Origin of the sequence: Methylobacterium gregans (assembly GCF_022179245.1) — a bacterium.
Lineage (GTDB): Bacteria > Pseudomonadota > Alphaproteobacteria > Rhizobiales > Beijerinckiaceae > Methylobacterium > Methylobacterium gregans.
Genome location: NZ_BPQM01000141.1, coordinates 24,944 through 39,829, shown reverse-complemented (window position 1 = coordinate 39,829; position 14,886 = coordinate 24,944). Strand labels below are relative to the sequence as shown.

Sequence of the window (14,886 nt, the reverse complement as noted above, 5' to 3'; positions counted from 1 at the left end):
CGATCGATGGAAAGGGCGGACGCAGGCCCGCCCTTTCCATCGATCGGGCCGAGCGGGTATGACCCATCGCACGGGTCGCAGACCTCGCGGTCGACTGGGGCATGCTGCCGATGGTGCGCTTGAACGAGATCCGCATCGGCGAGGTCGCAGTGGATCTGCCGCCTGCCACCGATGCGGGGCTCATCTTCATCGGCACCATCTGCACGCCCTGGACCGACCGGCTGGCCTGCCCCCGCCAGGGCCGCCTCGACGGCCCGGTCTGCCGCCTGGAGATCGCCGAGCCCTTCGTCGCGGCGCTCGCCGGGCTGGAGCAGTACGCCGAGGTCGAGGTGCTGTACTGGCTCGACCGATCGCGCCGCGATCTCGTCCTGCAGAGCCCGCAGCGCGACGGCACGGTGCGCGGCGCCTTCTCGTTGCGCTCGCCGGTGCGCCCGAATCCGATCGGCACCGCCCGCACCCGCCTCGTCGATATCGTAGGCGCGACGGTCCGCGTGCAAGGGCTCGACTGCCTCGACGGCACGCCGCTGATCGACCTCAAGCCGGACCGCTCCACCTTCACACCGCTCGCTCCGCCGCAGCCCGGCGATTTCGAGACCGGACCGGCATGAGCGCGTCTTCCGGCGCCCTTTCCCGCCGGGCGCTCCTCGGCGGCGCGGCACTCCTCGCCGCAGGCGCGGCGGGGGCGGCGGATGCGACCGTGCGAGACGCCACCGGGCGCGACCTGCCCGTGCCGGCCCGTGTCGGCCGCGTCTTCCCCGCCGGGCCGCCGGCCGCGATCCTTCTCTATACCCTCGCCCCGGACCTGCTCCTTGGCTGGCCGCGTGCCCTGCGTCCGGACGAGCGCGCGCTCCTCCTGCCCGAGATCGCCGCGCGGCCCGAGATCGGCCGCATCACCGGGCGCGGGAACACCGCGAACCTTGAATCGGTCCTGGCTCTGGCGCCCGACCTCATCCTCGACGTCGGTTCGACCTCGGAGACCTACGTGTCGCTGGCGCGCCGCGTCGAGCTGCAGACCGGCGTGCCCTACGCCCTTCTCGACGGGACGCTCGCGCGGACGCCGGAGACCTACCGGCTGCTCGGGCGTCTCCTGCGCCGCGAGACGGCGGGCGAGGATCGGGCCGCGGCCGCGCAGGCGATCCTCGACCGCGTCGCGACCCGCGTCAGGCGCGTGCCCGCCGAGAAGCGCCCGTGGGTCTACGCGGCGCTCGGGCCGCGCGGCCTTCAGACCGGGCGCGGCGGGGCGATCAGCGTCGAGAGTCTTGACCTCCTGGGCGCGCGCAACGTCGCGGGCGAGGCGACGGGCGGGTTGGCGGCGGTCTCGACGGAGCAGGTGCTTGCCTGGGATCCCGACGTGATTGTGGCGACCGATGTGGGCTTTGCCGCGAGCCTGCGCGGCGATCCGACCTGGGCCCCGCTCGGCGCCGTTCGGGCGGGCCGTGTCTATCTCGCGCCGCACCTGCCCTTCGGCTGGCTCGAATCCCCGCCCTCCGTGAACCGCCTGATCGGCCTGCTCTGGCTCGGGCACTGTCTCTACCCCGACCTGTTCCCCGAGGATCTCGCGGCCGAGACCCGCGCCTTCCATGCCCGCTTCTACGGTCGCCAGATCGGCGCCGCGGAGGCCGCCCGCATTCTCGGGGAGCCCGGATGACGCCGCGTTTGGGCCTCGCGGCGGCGCTGGGCTTCCTCATCCTCGCGGTGTTCCTGGCGCTCTCGGTCGGGCGCTTCCCGCTCTCGCCCCTCGAACTCGGTCGGGCGGTCTGGGCAGCCGTCACCGGCACGCCCTCCGGGCTCCCGCCCGCGACCAGCGCGGTGCTGTTCCAGGTGCGCGGCCCGCGCGTGCTCGCCGCCTTGCTGGTCGGGGCCGGCCTCGCCACCGCCGGCACGGCGTTCCAGGGGCTGTTCCGCAACCCGCTCGTCTCGCCGGACCTGCTCGGCGCCTCCTCGGGCGCGGCGCTCGGCGCGGTCGTCGGCATCCTGTTCGGGCTGCCGATCCTCGGCATCGAGGCCTTGAGCTTCGCGGGCGGGCTCGGCGCGGTCGCTGTGGTCTACGCCATCGGCGGCGCCCTTCGCGGGGGCGACGCGGTCCTCACCCTCGTCCTCACGGGGATCGTGGTCGGCTCCCTGCTCGGCGCCGGCATCGGCTTGGCCAAGTACCTCGCGGATCCCTACAACCAACTCCCCGCCATCACCTTCTGGCTGCTCGGCAGCCTCGCGGGCATCGGCGTCGGCGATTTACTGCCCCTGGCCCTCGCCGTCCTCGTCGGCATCGCCCTGCTCCTCACGCTGCGCTGGCGCATGAACGCGATGTCGCTACCCGACGAGGAGGCCCGCGCGCTCGGCGTCCCCACGGGGGCGCTGCGCGCGGCGATCGTGGTGGGCGCGAGCCTCGTGACGGCCGCCAGCGTCGCCGCCGCCGGCATCGTGGGCTGGGTCGGCCTCGTCGTGCCCCACCTCGCGCGCCTCCTCGTCGGACCGAGCTTCCCGCGCCTTCTGCCGACCGCGGCGCTGCTCGGCGGCGGCTTCCTCCTCCTCATCGACACCTTGGCGCGCACGGTCGCCCCGGTGGAGGTGCCGCTCGGCATCCTCACCGCGATCGTCGGAACCCCGTTCTTCATCGCGCTGCTCGCACGCACCCGCGGCGGATGGTCGTGACCGTCGCGGCGGCGTGCGAAGGCGCGGTTCTCGAGGCGCGCGGCCTTGTCGTGGGCTACCGCGGGCGGCGCGTCGCGGGAGAGATCGACTTCGCCCTCGTGCCCGGCCGCGCCCTGGCGCTCCTCGGCCCGAACGGTGGGGGCAAGACCACGCTGCTGCGGACCCTGATCGGTCTTCTGCCGCCGCTGGCGGGCGAGATCCGGCTGGAGGGCGGCCCGCTCGCCGATCTCACGGTCGGCGCGCGGGCGCGGCGCATCGCCTACGTGCCGCAGGCGGGCGGGCAGGCCTTCGGGTTCAGCGTGCGCGAGACAGTGCTGATGGGCCGCCTCGCCCACCAGCGCGCGCTCGCGGGACCGGGCCCCGCCGACGTCGCGGCGGCGGAGGCGGCACTCGCCCGGCTCGGCATCGCGCATCTGGCCGAGCGGCCGGTCACCGGGATCTCGGGCGGTGAGCGCCAGCTTGCCCTGATCGCCCGTGCGCTGGCTCAGGCCCCGCGGCTGATCGTGCTGGACGAGCCCACCGCGAGCCTCGATTTCGGCAATCAGGGCCGGGTGCTCGCCGAGATGCGCGCGCTGACCCGGGCCGGCCTCGCTGTACTCTTCACCACACACGACCCGAACCAAGCCCTACGCCACGCCGACGAGGTCGCGATGCTGGCGAGCGGCCGCCTGATCGCCAGGGGGCCGAGCGCCGCCACGATCACCCGCCCGCGCCTTCAGCACCTCTACGGCTGCGATGTCGAGGAGGTAGTGGGCGACGGGCGGCACGCCTTCCTGCCGGGCTCCGCGACGCGGCCGTAAGGGCCGACCTTGACCCGGGCGACCGGCGTGCCGCGCCACTCGACCACGAAGGCTCCGCCGGGCGGTGGCAGCCCTGCCTGCCCGGCCCCTGCCTGCGCCTCCGCGGCGAGGCGGCGCCAACGCCGGAGGTAGACCGAGATACCCGCCCGGCGGTCGGAGCGACGGCTGTGCGCCCCATGCTGGCGAAATTCGCGCCCTCATGGGACGTGCGTCCTGGCACGTCGCGCCTGCAGAGGGCTCCCCATCTCAGGATCACGCAAGACGATGCGGACCGGATCGGCCGGCCGCCAGCGTGATCTGGAGATGAAGACCCTCATGAAGACCCGTGTCGCCGCTGCTCTCGCCGCCCTCATGCTCGGCGTTGCTGCCCCGGCCTCGTCTGCGATGGCCTTCAACTACGACGCGCCGCGCGGCCACGATACCGGCTACGGATCCTACGAGCCGCAGACCACGGGCTCGATCGGCCTCTACGGCAGCCGCAATCCGGCCACCTGTCCGATGAGCTCGGCCGCCGAGGGCAACGCCAACCAGCAGAACTTCCCGGTCAAGCAGTACGGCCAGACCGCGGGCGGGAACCGCTGCTAAGGGAGTCGCAGCATGCACACGACGATGAAGGCGTTCTCCTACGGCATGATCGGCGCGTTCGTGGCCGGTCTCGGCCTGACGCTCTGGGGCTCGGTCGGCGTTCTCGCCGGCCTCTGACCGGCCCGCCGCGGCGAGCTTTTTCGCGCTCAACATGCCGCATGTGAAGGCGTGCGCTCGCCTGAGGCCTAGTGTCGAGGTGCTGGCCGGACTCAGCCCTCGGTCAGCATCCCTGCTGCGTCCCCTAGCGGTTCGCCGGATCGCTGCGGGATTTCGAACCCAAGGACTCGGCCCGCCCGGGTAACCGGCGCGGGCCTTCTCGTGCCTCAAGCCCAGTCGTGCCTCGGGCCAGACCGGCGGCCTCCTCCCGCTCCCCAGCCCGCACAGCCCGAAAGGTCTCGATCTCGGCGGGGCTGGAGCGGCGACGATCAGGGTCGATGACCCCGACACATTTGGTTGGGAGGCGGCGCTCGATCCAGGCCTGCCGGAGAGCCGCGTCAGTCCGATGCCGTGAGAAAGGGTGGGTCCCGGGGCCGAAGCCCCGGGTTCTGTTTCTACGGCTACCCTGCCGCAAGATGCTTACGCCGCGAGGCGGGCATCCATGACAACGTTATCGTTGGCATTTAGTTTTTGGCCCTGTTGCCTGAAACGAGGGTTGCTCGCGCCAGACGAGGAGTACCTACCTCAGAGTCGCATTGTACCTTGCCGAAGCAAGATCAAACTCGCGGAACTTTTACCGTCCAGTCGATCCTGTTTCGCCCCCATCAGAAGCACCCTGGCAACGCGCGGCTCGCAACGACGGCCGTTCGCTCTGATCCCCGTGCGGTACCCGGGGCAAGGTGCTCGTGGTGGAGGCGCCGGGCACTGCCCCCGGGTCCTGAAACGTTATTACGAACCGGTCATCAACCGTGCCGCGATCTTACCGCGCCTCCCCGGCGCAGTCCAGGGGGCCGCTTCGTGCAGGACCGCTCCGCCGCATCCTGAAGGTCGGCCGCGAGCAGGCCGGTCGTGCCTGGCTAACGCGAAGCCTCATCGCGGGCGGTGGCCACGAGGCGATCGCCATCCTCCCGTAGCAGGAGGCGATCGGCCACGAGAGCGTCGACCGATTTCGTGACGGCTGCGACGAAGGCATCGGCGTCGGGGTAGCGCTCCTCCAGCGACGGGCGCGGATCACCGCCGGCCTCCCGCTCGGCCCGGGTCCGTGCGAACGGAAGCTGGCTGCCCTCGCGGTCGCACAGAGCGCCGGCCGGGAACGGATCGGCGTACAGGTTCCAGCCCGTGAACGTGGCGCGCGGGGCCGCGACCGCCGGCAGGCGGATGCCCGCCACGTCGTTGCCGTCGGCATCGACCCGCGGCACGAGCGGCCGGTACTGCGGCCCGCCCTCCGGGCGCGGATCGACGTAGGTGCTGAAACGCGCGATCGCGTTCGGCGCCGTGGGCACCGGCACGCCGACCATGAAGGGGAAGCCGGCATCGGCAGCCTCGACCAGCGTGCCGTCGGACAGGCGAGGGACGCGGCTGTCGGGCGGGGCCTTCCCGTCCTTCACCCACTCCTCCAGCGCGACGAGCAGAGCCCGCACGGCCGGTGCCGGGTTGAGGGTGCTGCGCATGTTGGCGCACGGCCCCTTGGTCGAGGTCAGGCCGGCTCGGCCGTAATGGAAGCCGCTCGAGACCAGGAAGGCCCGCGCCGTGTCGGGCAGCGGCACGTCGGCGCGGCCGGCAGGGTCGGTGGTCAGAAGCGAGGCGCCCTTCTGCCAGTACTCGGTGCCGGTGTTCACCTCGATGAGAAGCGGGTCGAACCCGTCGCCGCGCAGGAGTGTGCCCGTCCGCCCCGTGACGGGGTCGTGCTGGCTGGCTGCCGAGAACGGGAAGGCGTTCTCCGGGTAGAGGTGGTCCTCGTGCTGCGTGTTCGTGCGCGAGGGCTGGCCGAACCGGGCGTTGAGGAAGACGCCCCCGATGCCGGCGATGTGCGAGAGCACGCCGTCGAAGACCCGGCGGCCGTCCTCGTCGCGGTTGAAGCCCTGGTAGATGAAGTCGCGCAGATAGCGCCCGCTCTGCGAGATGCCGAGCGCCACGGCGTGCCGGATCACGCCGCCGGCCGGGTTCGCCCCGCCGGCTGCATCGCCGCGCAGATGGGCCACCACGTCGCGCGTCGCGGCAAAGCCGATACCGAGCACCTTCGGCTCGGTGGCCTGGTAGGTGAACTGGTAGATCGAGCCGGGCAGCGGCTTGGTGCCCTTCGGCAGCAGTTCGAGCTGCCGGGGCGTCGCGTAGTGCCACGCCTCCGGCGGCACCGGCCGGGGCGGATCGGCCTCCCGGCGCCGGACGGTCAGCTGCGCAGCCGCCTTGTCCTGGCTGGCGGCCTTGAAGGTGAGGTAGAACGGGGCCTCCGGCGGGCCGCGCGTCGCGCTGACAAGCTCGTCCCGCACGGTCTCCACGATCGGCCTGCCGTTGCGGGAGGCCACCGGCACGTCGATCGCCATGCCGCCTTGCTGACGCAGCGCGTCCGCCTCCCAGCCCGACCAGACGATGGTGTCGCCGCGGCGCAGGACCAGGCCGGTGCCAGCATCCGTGGCGCTGCGCGGATCGTTGACGGCCTGCGCCGCCTGGGCGGGGGCGTCGAGGACCCAGTTGAACAGGAACTTGCGGCCGCGGTTCAGCACCTCGAACAGCAGCGTGCCGCTGCCGCGGGCGGGATCCTTCGGCCGCAGAATGAACAGGTCGGTCCTGTACTCCACCATCCCGCGGGCATTGCGAGGCGCCAAGGCGATGTCGGCGATGCCGGCATTCGCCGGATCGGCCGGATCGAGCTCGCCCCGGGCCGTTCCGATCACCCGCTCGTAGGCGCCGGCGGTCCCAAATTCCGCGCCATCCGCGAAAGGCTCGACGGCGGTGATATCGATGCCCGTGATGCGCGCTTGCGCGGGCACGACGCAGAGCGCGCATCCGAGTGCGCCGGCAAGAGCCAGACCGGTCCGCATGGCCTTTCCCCCTCCGGCTCGTTGCAATGGCCGGTAGGCTCAACAACCACAGCGGGAAACGGACGTCGAGGGAGGCGCCGAGGACGCCGTTGCGTTTCCAACAGCGTGTCAGCCGGTCGGCAGACGCGCGACGATCCGAGTCGGGATGCCGCCCGTAGGCGTCCCCGTGCACGTCCTCGCCCCGTGAGCGCCCTGTCGGAGGGCGCGGCGACCGCTGAGCCACGGCCCAATCTCCGATGACGGTGATACCGAACGATTGCCGATGGTGTGCGTTTACGGCCATGCTTGCGCGCTCCCCGATCCGACCGCCTCACGCCACGGCTGCCAACCCGTCCAACCGCGTCGAGGCTGCCGATGTCGCCGCGGGGCTGAAGCTGGCTCGCGCCAAGGATCATCCGGGGGTCCGTGCGCTGGCACGGGCCAGCGAGGTCGGAAGCTGGCAGTCCCTGCTCGCCCTCTCCGTCGGCACCTTGGCCTGGGGCACGATCGCACGCGATCACCGGCTCGCCGCGGCAGGGCGGCACATGCTGGAGGCCGGCATCCTGGCCAGCGTCGTGAAGACGGGTCTGAAGCGGACGGTCCACCGCACCCGCCCGAACGTCGTCATGGACGAGGGGTTTTACGCGCGAGGCTGGCCGGGGACGAGCGTCGGGCCGTGGCAATCCTTTCCGTCGGGTCATTCGGCCCTGAGTGCTGCCGTCGCGTGTGCGGCCGCTCGCGCCTATCCGGAGATCAAGCGCCCCGCCTATGTCGCCGCGGCCGGCGTGATCGCTGCTCAGGTTGTGCGGGGAGCACACTTCCCCGTCGACGTGCTGGCGGGGGCCCTGATCGGCGTTGTGGCGGAGGCGGCCGTCGATCGGATAGCGCCGATACCGAGGCGTGCAGACCTGACGAGGCGAGGATGCCCCGGAGCGCATGAGCGGCCACGGCCCGCCAGCAGCTGATCTTGCTCTCCGCGCAGGGCAGCTCCCACACCGTCAAAACCGCGCCGCCCCCAGGCGGGCGCGCTCAGCGCTGGGCCAGGAAGCCGATCGGTTGACGCTGCGGGCCCTCTTGCTTGAGGGTGCGCACCATCTCCTCATATTCCCGCTCCATTTCGGGCGTCACCGAGGGGCGCGTCTCGCGCGCAGCCTGCTCGAAATGGGCGCGCTGCACTTGGGTCGCCTCCATCGACTCCCGCAGGGCCAGGAGACCGGCGCGGCGGGTGAGATCTTCCAGGTCCGCACCGGTGAATCGGGCGGTGCGCTCCGCGACCATATCAAGATCGACGTCCTCCGCGAGCGGCATGGTCCGCGTGTGGATCGCCAGGATCCGGCGGCGACCGGAGACATCCGGCACCGGCACGTAGACGAGTTCGTCGAAGCGTCCGGGGCGCAGCAGAGCCGGGTCGAGCAGGTTGGGGCGGTTGGTGGCCGCCATGACGACGACGCCCTGCAGGTCCTCGAGCCCGTCCATCTCGGCCAGGATCGTGTTGACCACACGCTCGGTCACGGCAGGCTCGCCCAAACCCCCGCCACGGGCGGGCGCGAGACTGTCGATCTCGTCGATGAAGATCACGGTCGGCGCGACCTGGCGGGCCCGCTGGAACAGGCGCGAGACCTGCTGCTCGGACTCGCCGTACCATTTCGAGAGCAGGTCGGACGACTTCGTCGAGACGAAGTTCGCTTCCGCCTCCCGCGCCACCGCCTTGGCGAGCAGGGTTTTACCCGTACCGGGCGGGCCGAAGAGGAGGAAGCCCTTGGCCGGGCGGATGCCCATGCGCCGGAAGGCCTGTGGCGAGCGAAGCGGCAGCTCGACGCCCTCGCGCAGGCGCATCTGCGCCTCGGCCAGCCCACCGACATCGTCCCAGGTCACGTCCGGCACCTGGATCATGATCTCGCGGAGGGCCGAGGGCTGGATCCGTTTCATCGCCGACAGGAAGTCGTCGCGCCGGACGCTCAAGCCCTCGAGCACCTCGGCGGGAATCCCCTCCCGCAGGTTGACCCCCGGCAATATGCGGCGGACGGCGTCCATCGCGGCCTCGCGCGCCAGCGCGCCGAGATCCGCGCCGACGAAGCCGTAGGTCGTGCGCGCGACCTCATCGAGGTCGACATCCTCGGCGAGCGGCATGCCGCGGGTGTGTATGCCGAGAATCTCGCGCCGGCCCGGCTGGTCAGGCACGCCGATGATGATCTCGCGATCGAAGCGGCCGGGGCGGCGCAGCGCCTCGTCGATCGCGTCGCGCCGGTTGGTGGCGCCGATCACGACAACGTTCTGGCGCGGCTCCAGCCCGTCCATCAGCGTGAGGAGCTGGGCCACGATGCGTCGCTCGACCTCCCCGGTGACCTGCTCGCGCTTGGGGGCGATCGAGTCGATCTCGTCGATGAAGATGATTGAGGGGGCGTTCTGGGCCGCTTCCTGGAAGACCTCGCGCAGGCGCTGCTCGGACTCGCCGTAGCGGCTGCCCATGATCTCGGGGCCGGCGATGTGGAAGAAGCGCGCCTCGGTCTCGTTGGCGACCGCGCGGGCGAGCCGCGTCTTGCCGGTGCCGGGCGGGCCGTGCAGCAGCACGCCCTTCGGCGGGTCGATGCCGAGGCGCTGGAACAGTTCGGGATGGCGCAAGGGGAGCTCGACCATCTCCCGGATCTGATCGACGGTGTCGCCGAGGCCGCCGATGTCGTCGTAGGTGACGTCGGCGCGCCGCCCGTCCTTCGGCTCCTCGAAGAGCGGCCGCAGCTCGATCTCGGTGCCCTCGGCCACGAAGACGATGCCGCGCGGCTGCGTCGAGACCACGACCAGGCGGATCTCCTGCAGCCCGTAGGTCGGCCCTTCGAGATAGGGGCGCAGTTCCGGCGGGATGCGCGGGTCGGGCGCCGCGCGCGACTGGGTCGAGGTCGAGATGACGTCGCCCGAGACCAGGGGCCGCCGGAAGAGGGTGCGGCGCAGGGCCTCGCCCGAGCCCTGCAGGCGGATGTTCTTCTGGGCCGGCGCCACCACGATGCGGGTAGCGGGCCGGATCTCGGCGGCACGGATCTCGACATGGTCCCCGCTCGCCGTGCCCGCGTTGACGCGCTGAAGCCCGTCGAGCCGGACGAGGTTCAGGCCCTCGTCCTCCTCGTAGGGGCCGACGGCGATGGCGGCGGTGTGGCGCTTGCCGACGATCTCGACCACGTCGCCCTCGCGCAGGCCGAGCTGGGTCAGGGCCGCGTGGCCGAGTCGGGCGATGCCCCGCCCAGCATCTTGGGCGCGCGCGTTGGCCACTTGCAGTCTGAGGGTCTGCCCTTCGGCTTCGGCCATCTCAACTCCCGGGCGGCACATCTCTCCCGACCATACCCGCTCAACCGGCGGTGCCTGTGATGGTTCGGAGCAACCCCGCCCCGGTGTGATTCCGAGGCCGGCAAGCGCCCTGGCGCGACCTTTGAACGATAGGTCAACGTCAGGCCCATCGTCGTGGCTCGACCACGTTGGTGCTCCCGCGCCGCCCTCGTTCCAGCCCGCAGCCCCGTCGCGTGTGTTTCGCGATCCCGCGGGTCCACCCCCGGGGGCCCCTCCCCTTGCCGAAACCCCGTCCCAAGGGTACTCAGCGAGGGATCTCTGTCGCCGTTTCTGTCGCCTGTGACGAGGCCGACGACAGATGTCTTGCTCAAGGAACTGCTGTTCTTGAGTAAGGGCCTGTAGCTCAATGGTTAGAGCCGACCGCTCATAACGGTCTGGTTGCAGGTTCGAGTCCTGCCGGGCCCACCACAGCGTTCGCAGGTCGCTCCGATGCTGCGGTTTTCACGGTCGAACGCGCCACCTCCGTCCAAGAGTCGGGGTTCCGCGCGCCATCGGAGGCGAACTCCGGATCCATGCACAGTCGCGGCGCGGCGGCTGAGCCCGGCGGGCGGAATGAACCATCCTCTTTCGCCCTCGCCTACCCAATCCGCACGCTTATCCATCGGGACCGGCCTCGGTACGCTGAGCGACCATGGAACGCTGGGAGAAGCGCCGTGCTCAGGTATTGCGCTGCGATCGTCGTCGGAACGCTCCTGTCGAGCGCGGCGGCACGGGCGGAGATCTCCGTCACGATGGCCATGATCAACGGCGGCAGCCTGCAGATCTTCGGCCGAATCAATCCGCCCCGCAAAGAAAAGGTCGCCCTCGACGAGGCCTACACATCCGAGACGGATGCCGAGGGCCGTTTTGCCTTCCAGATACCCTACCATCCGGCGCGCTGTATCGCGCGCCTGAAGGCCGGCGCCGAGGCGCGCGACGTCGTGGTCGGCTACTGCGCGCCGCGCGAACCCGAGCGGGTCGCCGCGGCCGAGCCGAAACCTGCCAGATTGCTGCCCGCCGCGAACCTGGCGAAGCCCGAGGTCGGGCCGCGGGGACCGCAGGGGATCGCCGGTCCGCAGGGACCGGAGGGTCCGCAGGGCGTGCGCGGCGAGACGGGCGAGGCCGGTGCTGCCGGTCAGGTCGGACCGGCGGGTCAGCGCGGCGAGAAGGGCGAGCCCGGTCCGCGCGGCCCCCAAGGGGAGCGCGGTCCTGCCGGCCCCGCCGGGCCGCCGGGGGCGCCTGCGGCAGCGGGGATCGCCTTGCGCGTGCAGGTCGAGGACTGCGCCGGCGGGGCTCGGTGCGTCGCCACTTGCCGGGAGGACGAGTTCGCCGTGAACGGAACCTGCAGCGGCGGCGAGCGGCCTGCGATGGACGAGAGCAGCATCTACTGCATCGGCCTGGGACGGGCACCGGCGGCTCTCAGAGCCCGCGCCATCTGTGCACGTCAGTGATGGAGCGGAAGCGCCCGAGCTGGGGCGCGGTGCACGCCCCGCGACGGTCTCACCCGGTTCCCGGACGCGTCGTCCACCCCGCTGCGTTGACGGGCTCGTTCGAACAGCCGGAAGGATCTCAACGACCTACCCCATAATGAAACCGCATCACGGGAGGTGGGATCATGACCGAGCGGCAAGAATGCCCGCAGCAACCTGAGATGATTATCTGTCGGTCACAGGTTGCTATCTTTCAATTTTTCGTGGCGCCATGCGGAACATGCTAAAAACTGAGCGCCCTTGACGTTTGCATATTATTTTCTTACTTGGTATTTAACCATGTTTGCTTGATTTGTGTTTTTGGATGGGCGGCCGGCACGGGTTATGGTGGTTCACAACCGAATTGTGGACTCGCTGTGATGCGCATGCTCAAGGTCGTCGGATGCATCACGGGAGATCATGATCTCTGGCTCGTTGCGCTCGCGGCGTTCGTCTGCACGCTCGCAGCGACCACCTGCATCGAGCTTCTGTGTCACGCCAGGAAATCCGCGGGCCGTCTCCGTGCGGCCTGGATCACGATCGCGGCCATTGCGGGCGGATCCGGAATCTGGGCGACGCACTTCATCGCGATGCTCGCCTTCGAGCCCGGTCTGCCCAGCGCCTACCATGTCGGCCTGACCGCGCTCTCGCTCATCTACGCCGTCGTCCTGACCGGTGCCGCGCTCACTCTCGCGCTGGCTCGTACATCCCCGGCGGCGCCGGCCCTCGGGGGGGCGGTGTTCGGCGGTGCGGTGCTCGGCGTCGGAATCGCCGCCATGCACTACACCGGCATGGCCGCCTACGAGGTCGGGGCCCGCATCCACTGGGACCCGATCCTCGTCACGGTATCGCTCCTCCTCGGCTCCACCCTCGGCAGCGTCGCGCTTGCCATGGGGCTCGGCGACGGGGGCGTCCGCCGCCGGGCGGTGGCGGCGCTCGTGCTGGTTGCGGCCATCTGCAGCCATCACTTCACCGCCATGGGCGCGGTGACGATCGCTCCCGACCCGACCATTCTCGTCTCCGAGGCCGCGATCCCGTCGCGCTGGCTCGCGGTCGGCGTCGCGCTGGCCAGCCTCGCCATCCTGCTGCTCGCCTGCGCGGCCCTCGGGGTGGATATCCGCGACCGGCGCATCGCGGTGCGGGAGCAGGCGCGGCTGCACAGCTTGGCCAATGCGGCGATCGAGGGGCTGGTGGTCTGCCGCGGGGACGCCATCGTCAGCGCCAACGACAGCTTCGGCCGTCTGGTCGGGCTGTCGGCCGACGATCTGCCGGGAACGGAGCTGAGCCGGTTCCTGCCGGCTGTGGCGACGCTCACGATGCTGGCGAGTCAAACCGACCAAGCGGTCGAGGCCGAGCTTCGCCAGGCGCAGGGCGGGGTGATCCCCGTCGAACTGCTCGTGCGGCCGGTCACGTACGGCAACCAGCCCCACTACGCGCTCGCCGTGCGGGATCTGCGCGCCCGTCGACGCGCGGAAGGGCGGATCCAGTTCCTCGCGCACCACGACGCGCTCACGGGCCTCGCCAACCGGGCGAACTTCAACCATCGGCTCGATCAGGAGATGAAGATCGCCGCCGCAACCGGGCGCAAGCTGGCGGTGCTCTGCCTGGATCTCGATCGGTTCAAGGAGGTGAACGACGTGTTCGGCCACGCGGCGGGCGACGCCCTGCTCGTGACCGTCGCCCGCGCCGTCGGCGAGATCCTCGACGACACGCAGATGATGGCGCGCCTGGGCGGCGACGAGTTCGCCGTGATGACGCCCTGCACCTCCGCCACCGCGGCGGGCCGCTTGGCCGAGCAGATCCTCGAAGCCCTGCGCAGCGGGAACACGGCTTCGGCAAGCCCGACCGTCGCCACCAGCATCGGCATCGCGCTCTACCCCGACGACGCGCAGGACCGCGCGCTTCTCCTGAGCTACGCCGACACGGCCCTCTACCGCGCCAAGTCCGAGGGGCGCGGCACCTACCGCTTCTTCGAGGCGAAGATGGGCGTCGAGGTTCGCGAGCGGCGTCGGCTCGAGCACGACATGCGTCATGCGGTGGCGCGCGGCGAGATGCATCTCGTCTACCAGCCGCAATGCGACGTCGACAGCGGGACGGTGGTGGGCTTCGAGGTGCTGCTCCGCTGGACGCATCCCCAGCGCGGCATGGTCTCGCCGGCCGACTTCATCCCGATCGCCGAGGAGAGCGGCGCGATCCTGCAGATCGGCGAGTGGGTACTGCGCGAGGCCTGCCGACAGGCCGCGACCTGGGCGAATCCCCTGTCCGTGGCCGTCAACGTCTCCGCCGTGCAGATCCTCGCGCCCCACTTCGTCCAAGTGGTGCACGAGGTGCTGTTCCAGACGGGATTGAAGCCGGAGCGCCTGGAGATCGAGATCACCGAGACCGCCCTGATCCGGGATCCCGGCCGGGCGCAGGCGGCCTTGCGGCAACTGAAGGCGCTCGGGCTGCGGATCGCGATGGACGATTTCGGAACCGGCTACTCGTCGCTCTCAAACCTGCGGGCCTATCCGTTCGACAAGATCAAGATCGACGCCTCCTTCATCCGGGATGTCGACGCGAACGAGCAGGCCGCGGCCATTGTGCGCTCGGTTCTGGGCCTCGGGCGCGGCCTGGGCTTGCCGATCCTCGCGGAGGGCGTCGAGACCGAAGGGGAACTGCGCTTCCTCGCCGACGAGAGCTGCCACGCCGCGCAGGGCTACCTGATGGGGCGCCCGGCGGCGATCGAGACGTTCGGCGCGCACACGCATCCGGCGGAGGGGGCTCCCGCCACCGCTGCGGCGTGACCAAGTGTTCCGGCCCAGGGATCGCGACGGGTCGCGCGGCGCGCAACGCCGACGCCCGGCGCAGATCGCAAGCCTGCCCCGAAACCGAGAGGCATGGCCGCCTGATCCGTTCGCAGATCCGGCCTGGAGCCCCACCGCCGCGCTCTGGCGGCGTCTACCGGATGTCGGAGCGCTGTCCGTAGCTGAGGGGCCTGCGCGGAATCGGGTCGCTTGTCCGTGACCCCGGTCCGCAGCGGCCTTCGCGCCGGAGGACTTTGTCCACAGGCGACGTGCCGAACCCCGAAACCACTTCTTCATCAAGCCAGCGGTCGCGCGACGGTCGCTC

The 14,886-nt window shown here is 70.9% G+C and carries 10 protein-coding genes, 1 tRNA gene and 1 other RNA gene; 9 read left to right on the top strand and 3 right to left on the bottom strand.

Annotated elements, in window-relative coordinates; genetic code table 11:
• Positions 1 to 110: 110 nt before the first annotated feature.
• From tsaA to MFF54_RS24090, 5 genes are all read left to right on the top strand, one after another.
• Entirely contained in the window at positions 111 to 608 is a 498-nt protein-coding gene (gene tsaA, locus MFF54_RS24110) for a tRNA (N6-threonylcarbamoyladenosine(37)-N6)-methyltransferase TrmO (RefSeq protein ID WP_238306734.1), read from the top strand.
• Positions 605 to 1,648 (top strand): ABC transporter substrate-binding protein, encoded by a 1,044-nt coding sequence (locus MFF54_RS24105; RefSeq protein WP_238306733.1) that lies wholly within the window; start codon positions 605 to 607, stop codon positions 1,646 to 1,648. The genes tsaA and MFF54_RS24105 overlap by 4 nt, the downstream gene beginning before the upstream one ends.
• Positions 1,645 to 2,652 carry a FecCD family ABC transporter permease gene (locus MFF54_RS24100; protein WP_238306732.1) on the top strand — a complete coding sequence of 336 codons (1,008 nt, stop codon included), beginning with the start codon at positions 1,645 to 1,647 and terminating at the stop codon, positions 2,650 to 2,652. Before MFF54_RS24105 ends, MFF54_RS24100 begins: the two co-directional genes overlap by 4 nt.
• The gene (locus MFF54_RS24095) at positions 2,649 to 3,452 is read left to right on the top strand and encodes an ABC transporter ATP-binding protein (RefSeq protein WP_370880253.1); all 804 of its coding nucleotides are present in this window, start codon (positions 2,649 to 2,651) and stop codon (positions 3,450 to 3,452) included. The genes MFF54_RS24100 and MFF54_RS24095 overlap by 4 nt, the downstream gene beginning before the upstream one ends.
• 315 nt (positions 3,453 to 3,767) lie before the next feature.
• Complete coding sequence (locus MFF54_RS24090; RefSeq protein WP_238306737.1) at positions 3,768 to 4,037, top strand: hypothetical protein; 270 nt, start codon at positions 3,768 to 3,770, stop codon at positions 4,035 to 4,037.
• A gap of 722 nt (positions 4,038 to 4,759) precedes the next feature.
• Here MFF54_RS24090 and ssrA read toward each other — a convergent pair.
• Positions 4,760 to 4,932: a transfer-messenger RNA gene (gene ssrA, locus MFF54_RS27960) on the bottom strand.
• 118 nt (positions 4,933 to 5,050) lie between these two features.
• A complete protein-coding gene (locus MFF54_RS24080; protein ID WP_238306731.1) occupies positions 5,051 to 7,015 on the bottom strand; it encodes an alpha/beta hydrolase domain-containing protein in 1,965 nt (654 codons plus the stop codon).
• Positions 7,016 to 7,296: 281 nt separating this feature from the next.
• Between MFF54_RS24080 and MFF54_RS24075 the strand changes: the two genes are divergently transcribed.
• Entirely contained in the window at positions 7,297 to 7,959 is a 663-nt protein-coding gene (locus MFF54_RS24075) for a phosphatase PAP2 family protein (protein WP_238306730.1), read from the top strand.
• Between the two features lie 64 nt (positions 7,960 to 8,023).
• Here the strand turns inward: MFF54_RS24075 and MFF54_RS24070 are convergent, their stop codons facing one another.
• Positions 8,024 to 10,291 carry a CDC48 family AAA ATPase gene (locus MFF54_RS24070; protein WP_238306729.1) on the bottom strand — a complete coding sequence of 756 codons (2,268 nt, stop codon included), beginning with the start codon at positions 10,289 to 10,291 and terminating at the stop codon, positions 8,024 to 8,026.
• A 371-nt stretch (positions 10,292 to 10,662) separates the two neighbouring features.
• On the opposite strand from MFF54_RS24070, the gene MFF54_RS24065 reads away from it, so the two are divergent.
• From MFF54_RS24065 to MFF54_RS24055, 3 genes are all read left to right on the top strand, one after another.
• Positions 10,663 to 10,738, top strand: a tRNA-Ile gene (locus MFF54_RS24065).
• 245 nt (positions 10,739 to 10,983) lie between these two features.
• Complete coding sequence (locus tag MFF54_RS24060) at positions 10,984 to 11,760, top strand: collagen-like protein (protein ID WP_238306728.1); 777 nt, start codon at positions 10,984 to 10,986, stop codon at positions 11,758 to 11,760.
• Positions 11,761 to 12,164: 404 nt separating this feature from the next.
• Positions 12,165 to 14,561 carry a bifunctional diguanylate cyclase/phosphodiesterase gene (locus MFF54_RS24055; protein WP_238306736.1) on the top strand — a complete coding sequence of 799 codons (2,397 nt, stop codon included), beginning with the start codon at positions 12,165 to 12,167 and terminating at the stop codon, positions 14,559 to 14,561.
• Positions 14,562 to 14,886 lie beyond the last annotated feature (325 nt).

Excerpts from the sequence above, each read along its gene's own strand:
- MFF54_RS24080 (WP_238306731.1), bottom strand. The coding sequence starts at position 7,015 with ATGCGGACCGGTCTGGCTCTTGCCGGCGCACTCGGATGCGCGCTCTGC.
- MFF54_RS24070 (WP_238306729.1), bottom strand. The coding sequence starts at position 10,291 with ATGGCCGAAGCCGAAGGGCAGACCCTCAGACTGCAAGTGGCCAACGCG.
- MFF54_RS24090 (WP_238306737.1), top strand. The coding sequence starts at position 3,768 with ATGAAGACCCGTGTCGCCGCTGCTCTCGCCGCCCTCATGCTCGGCGTT.
- MFF54_RS24075 (WP_238306730.1), top strand. The coding sequence starts at position 7,297 with ATGCTTGCGCGCTCCCCGATCCGACCGCCTCACGCCACGGCTGCCAAC.
- MFF54_RS24105 (WP_238306733.1), top strand. The coding sequence starts at position 605 with ATGAGCGCGTCTTCCGGCGCCCTTTCCCGCCGGGCGCTCCTCGGCGGC.
- tsaA (WP_238306734.1), top strand. The coding sequence starts at position 111 with ATGGTGCGCTTGAACGAGATCCGCATCGGCGAGGTCGCAGTGGATCTG.
- MFF54_RS24055 (WP_238306736.1), top strand. The coding sequence starts at position 12,165 with ATGCTCAAGGTCGTCGGATGCATCACGGGAGATCATGATCTCTGGCTC.
- MFF54_RS24100 (WP_238306732.1), top strand. The coding sequence starts at position 1,645 with ATGACGCCGCGTTTGGGCCTCGCGGCGGCGCTGGGCTTCCTCATCCTC.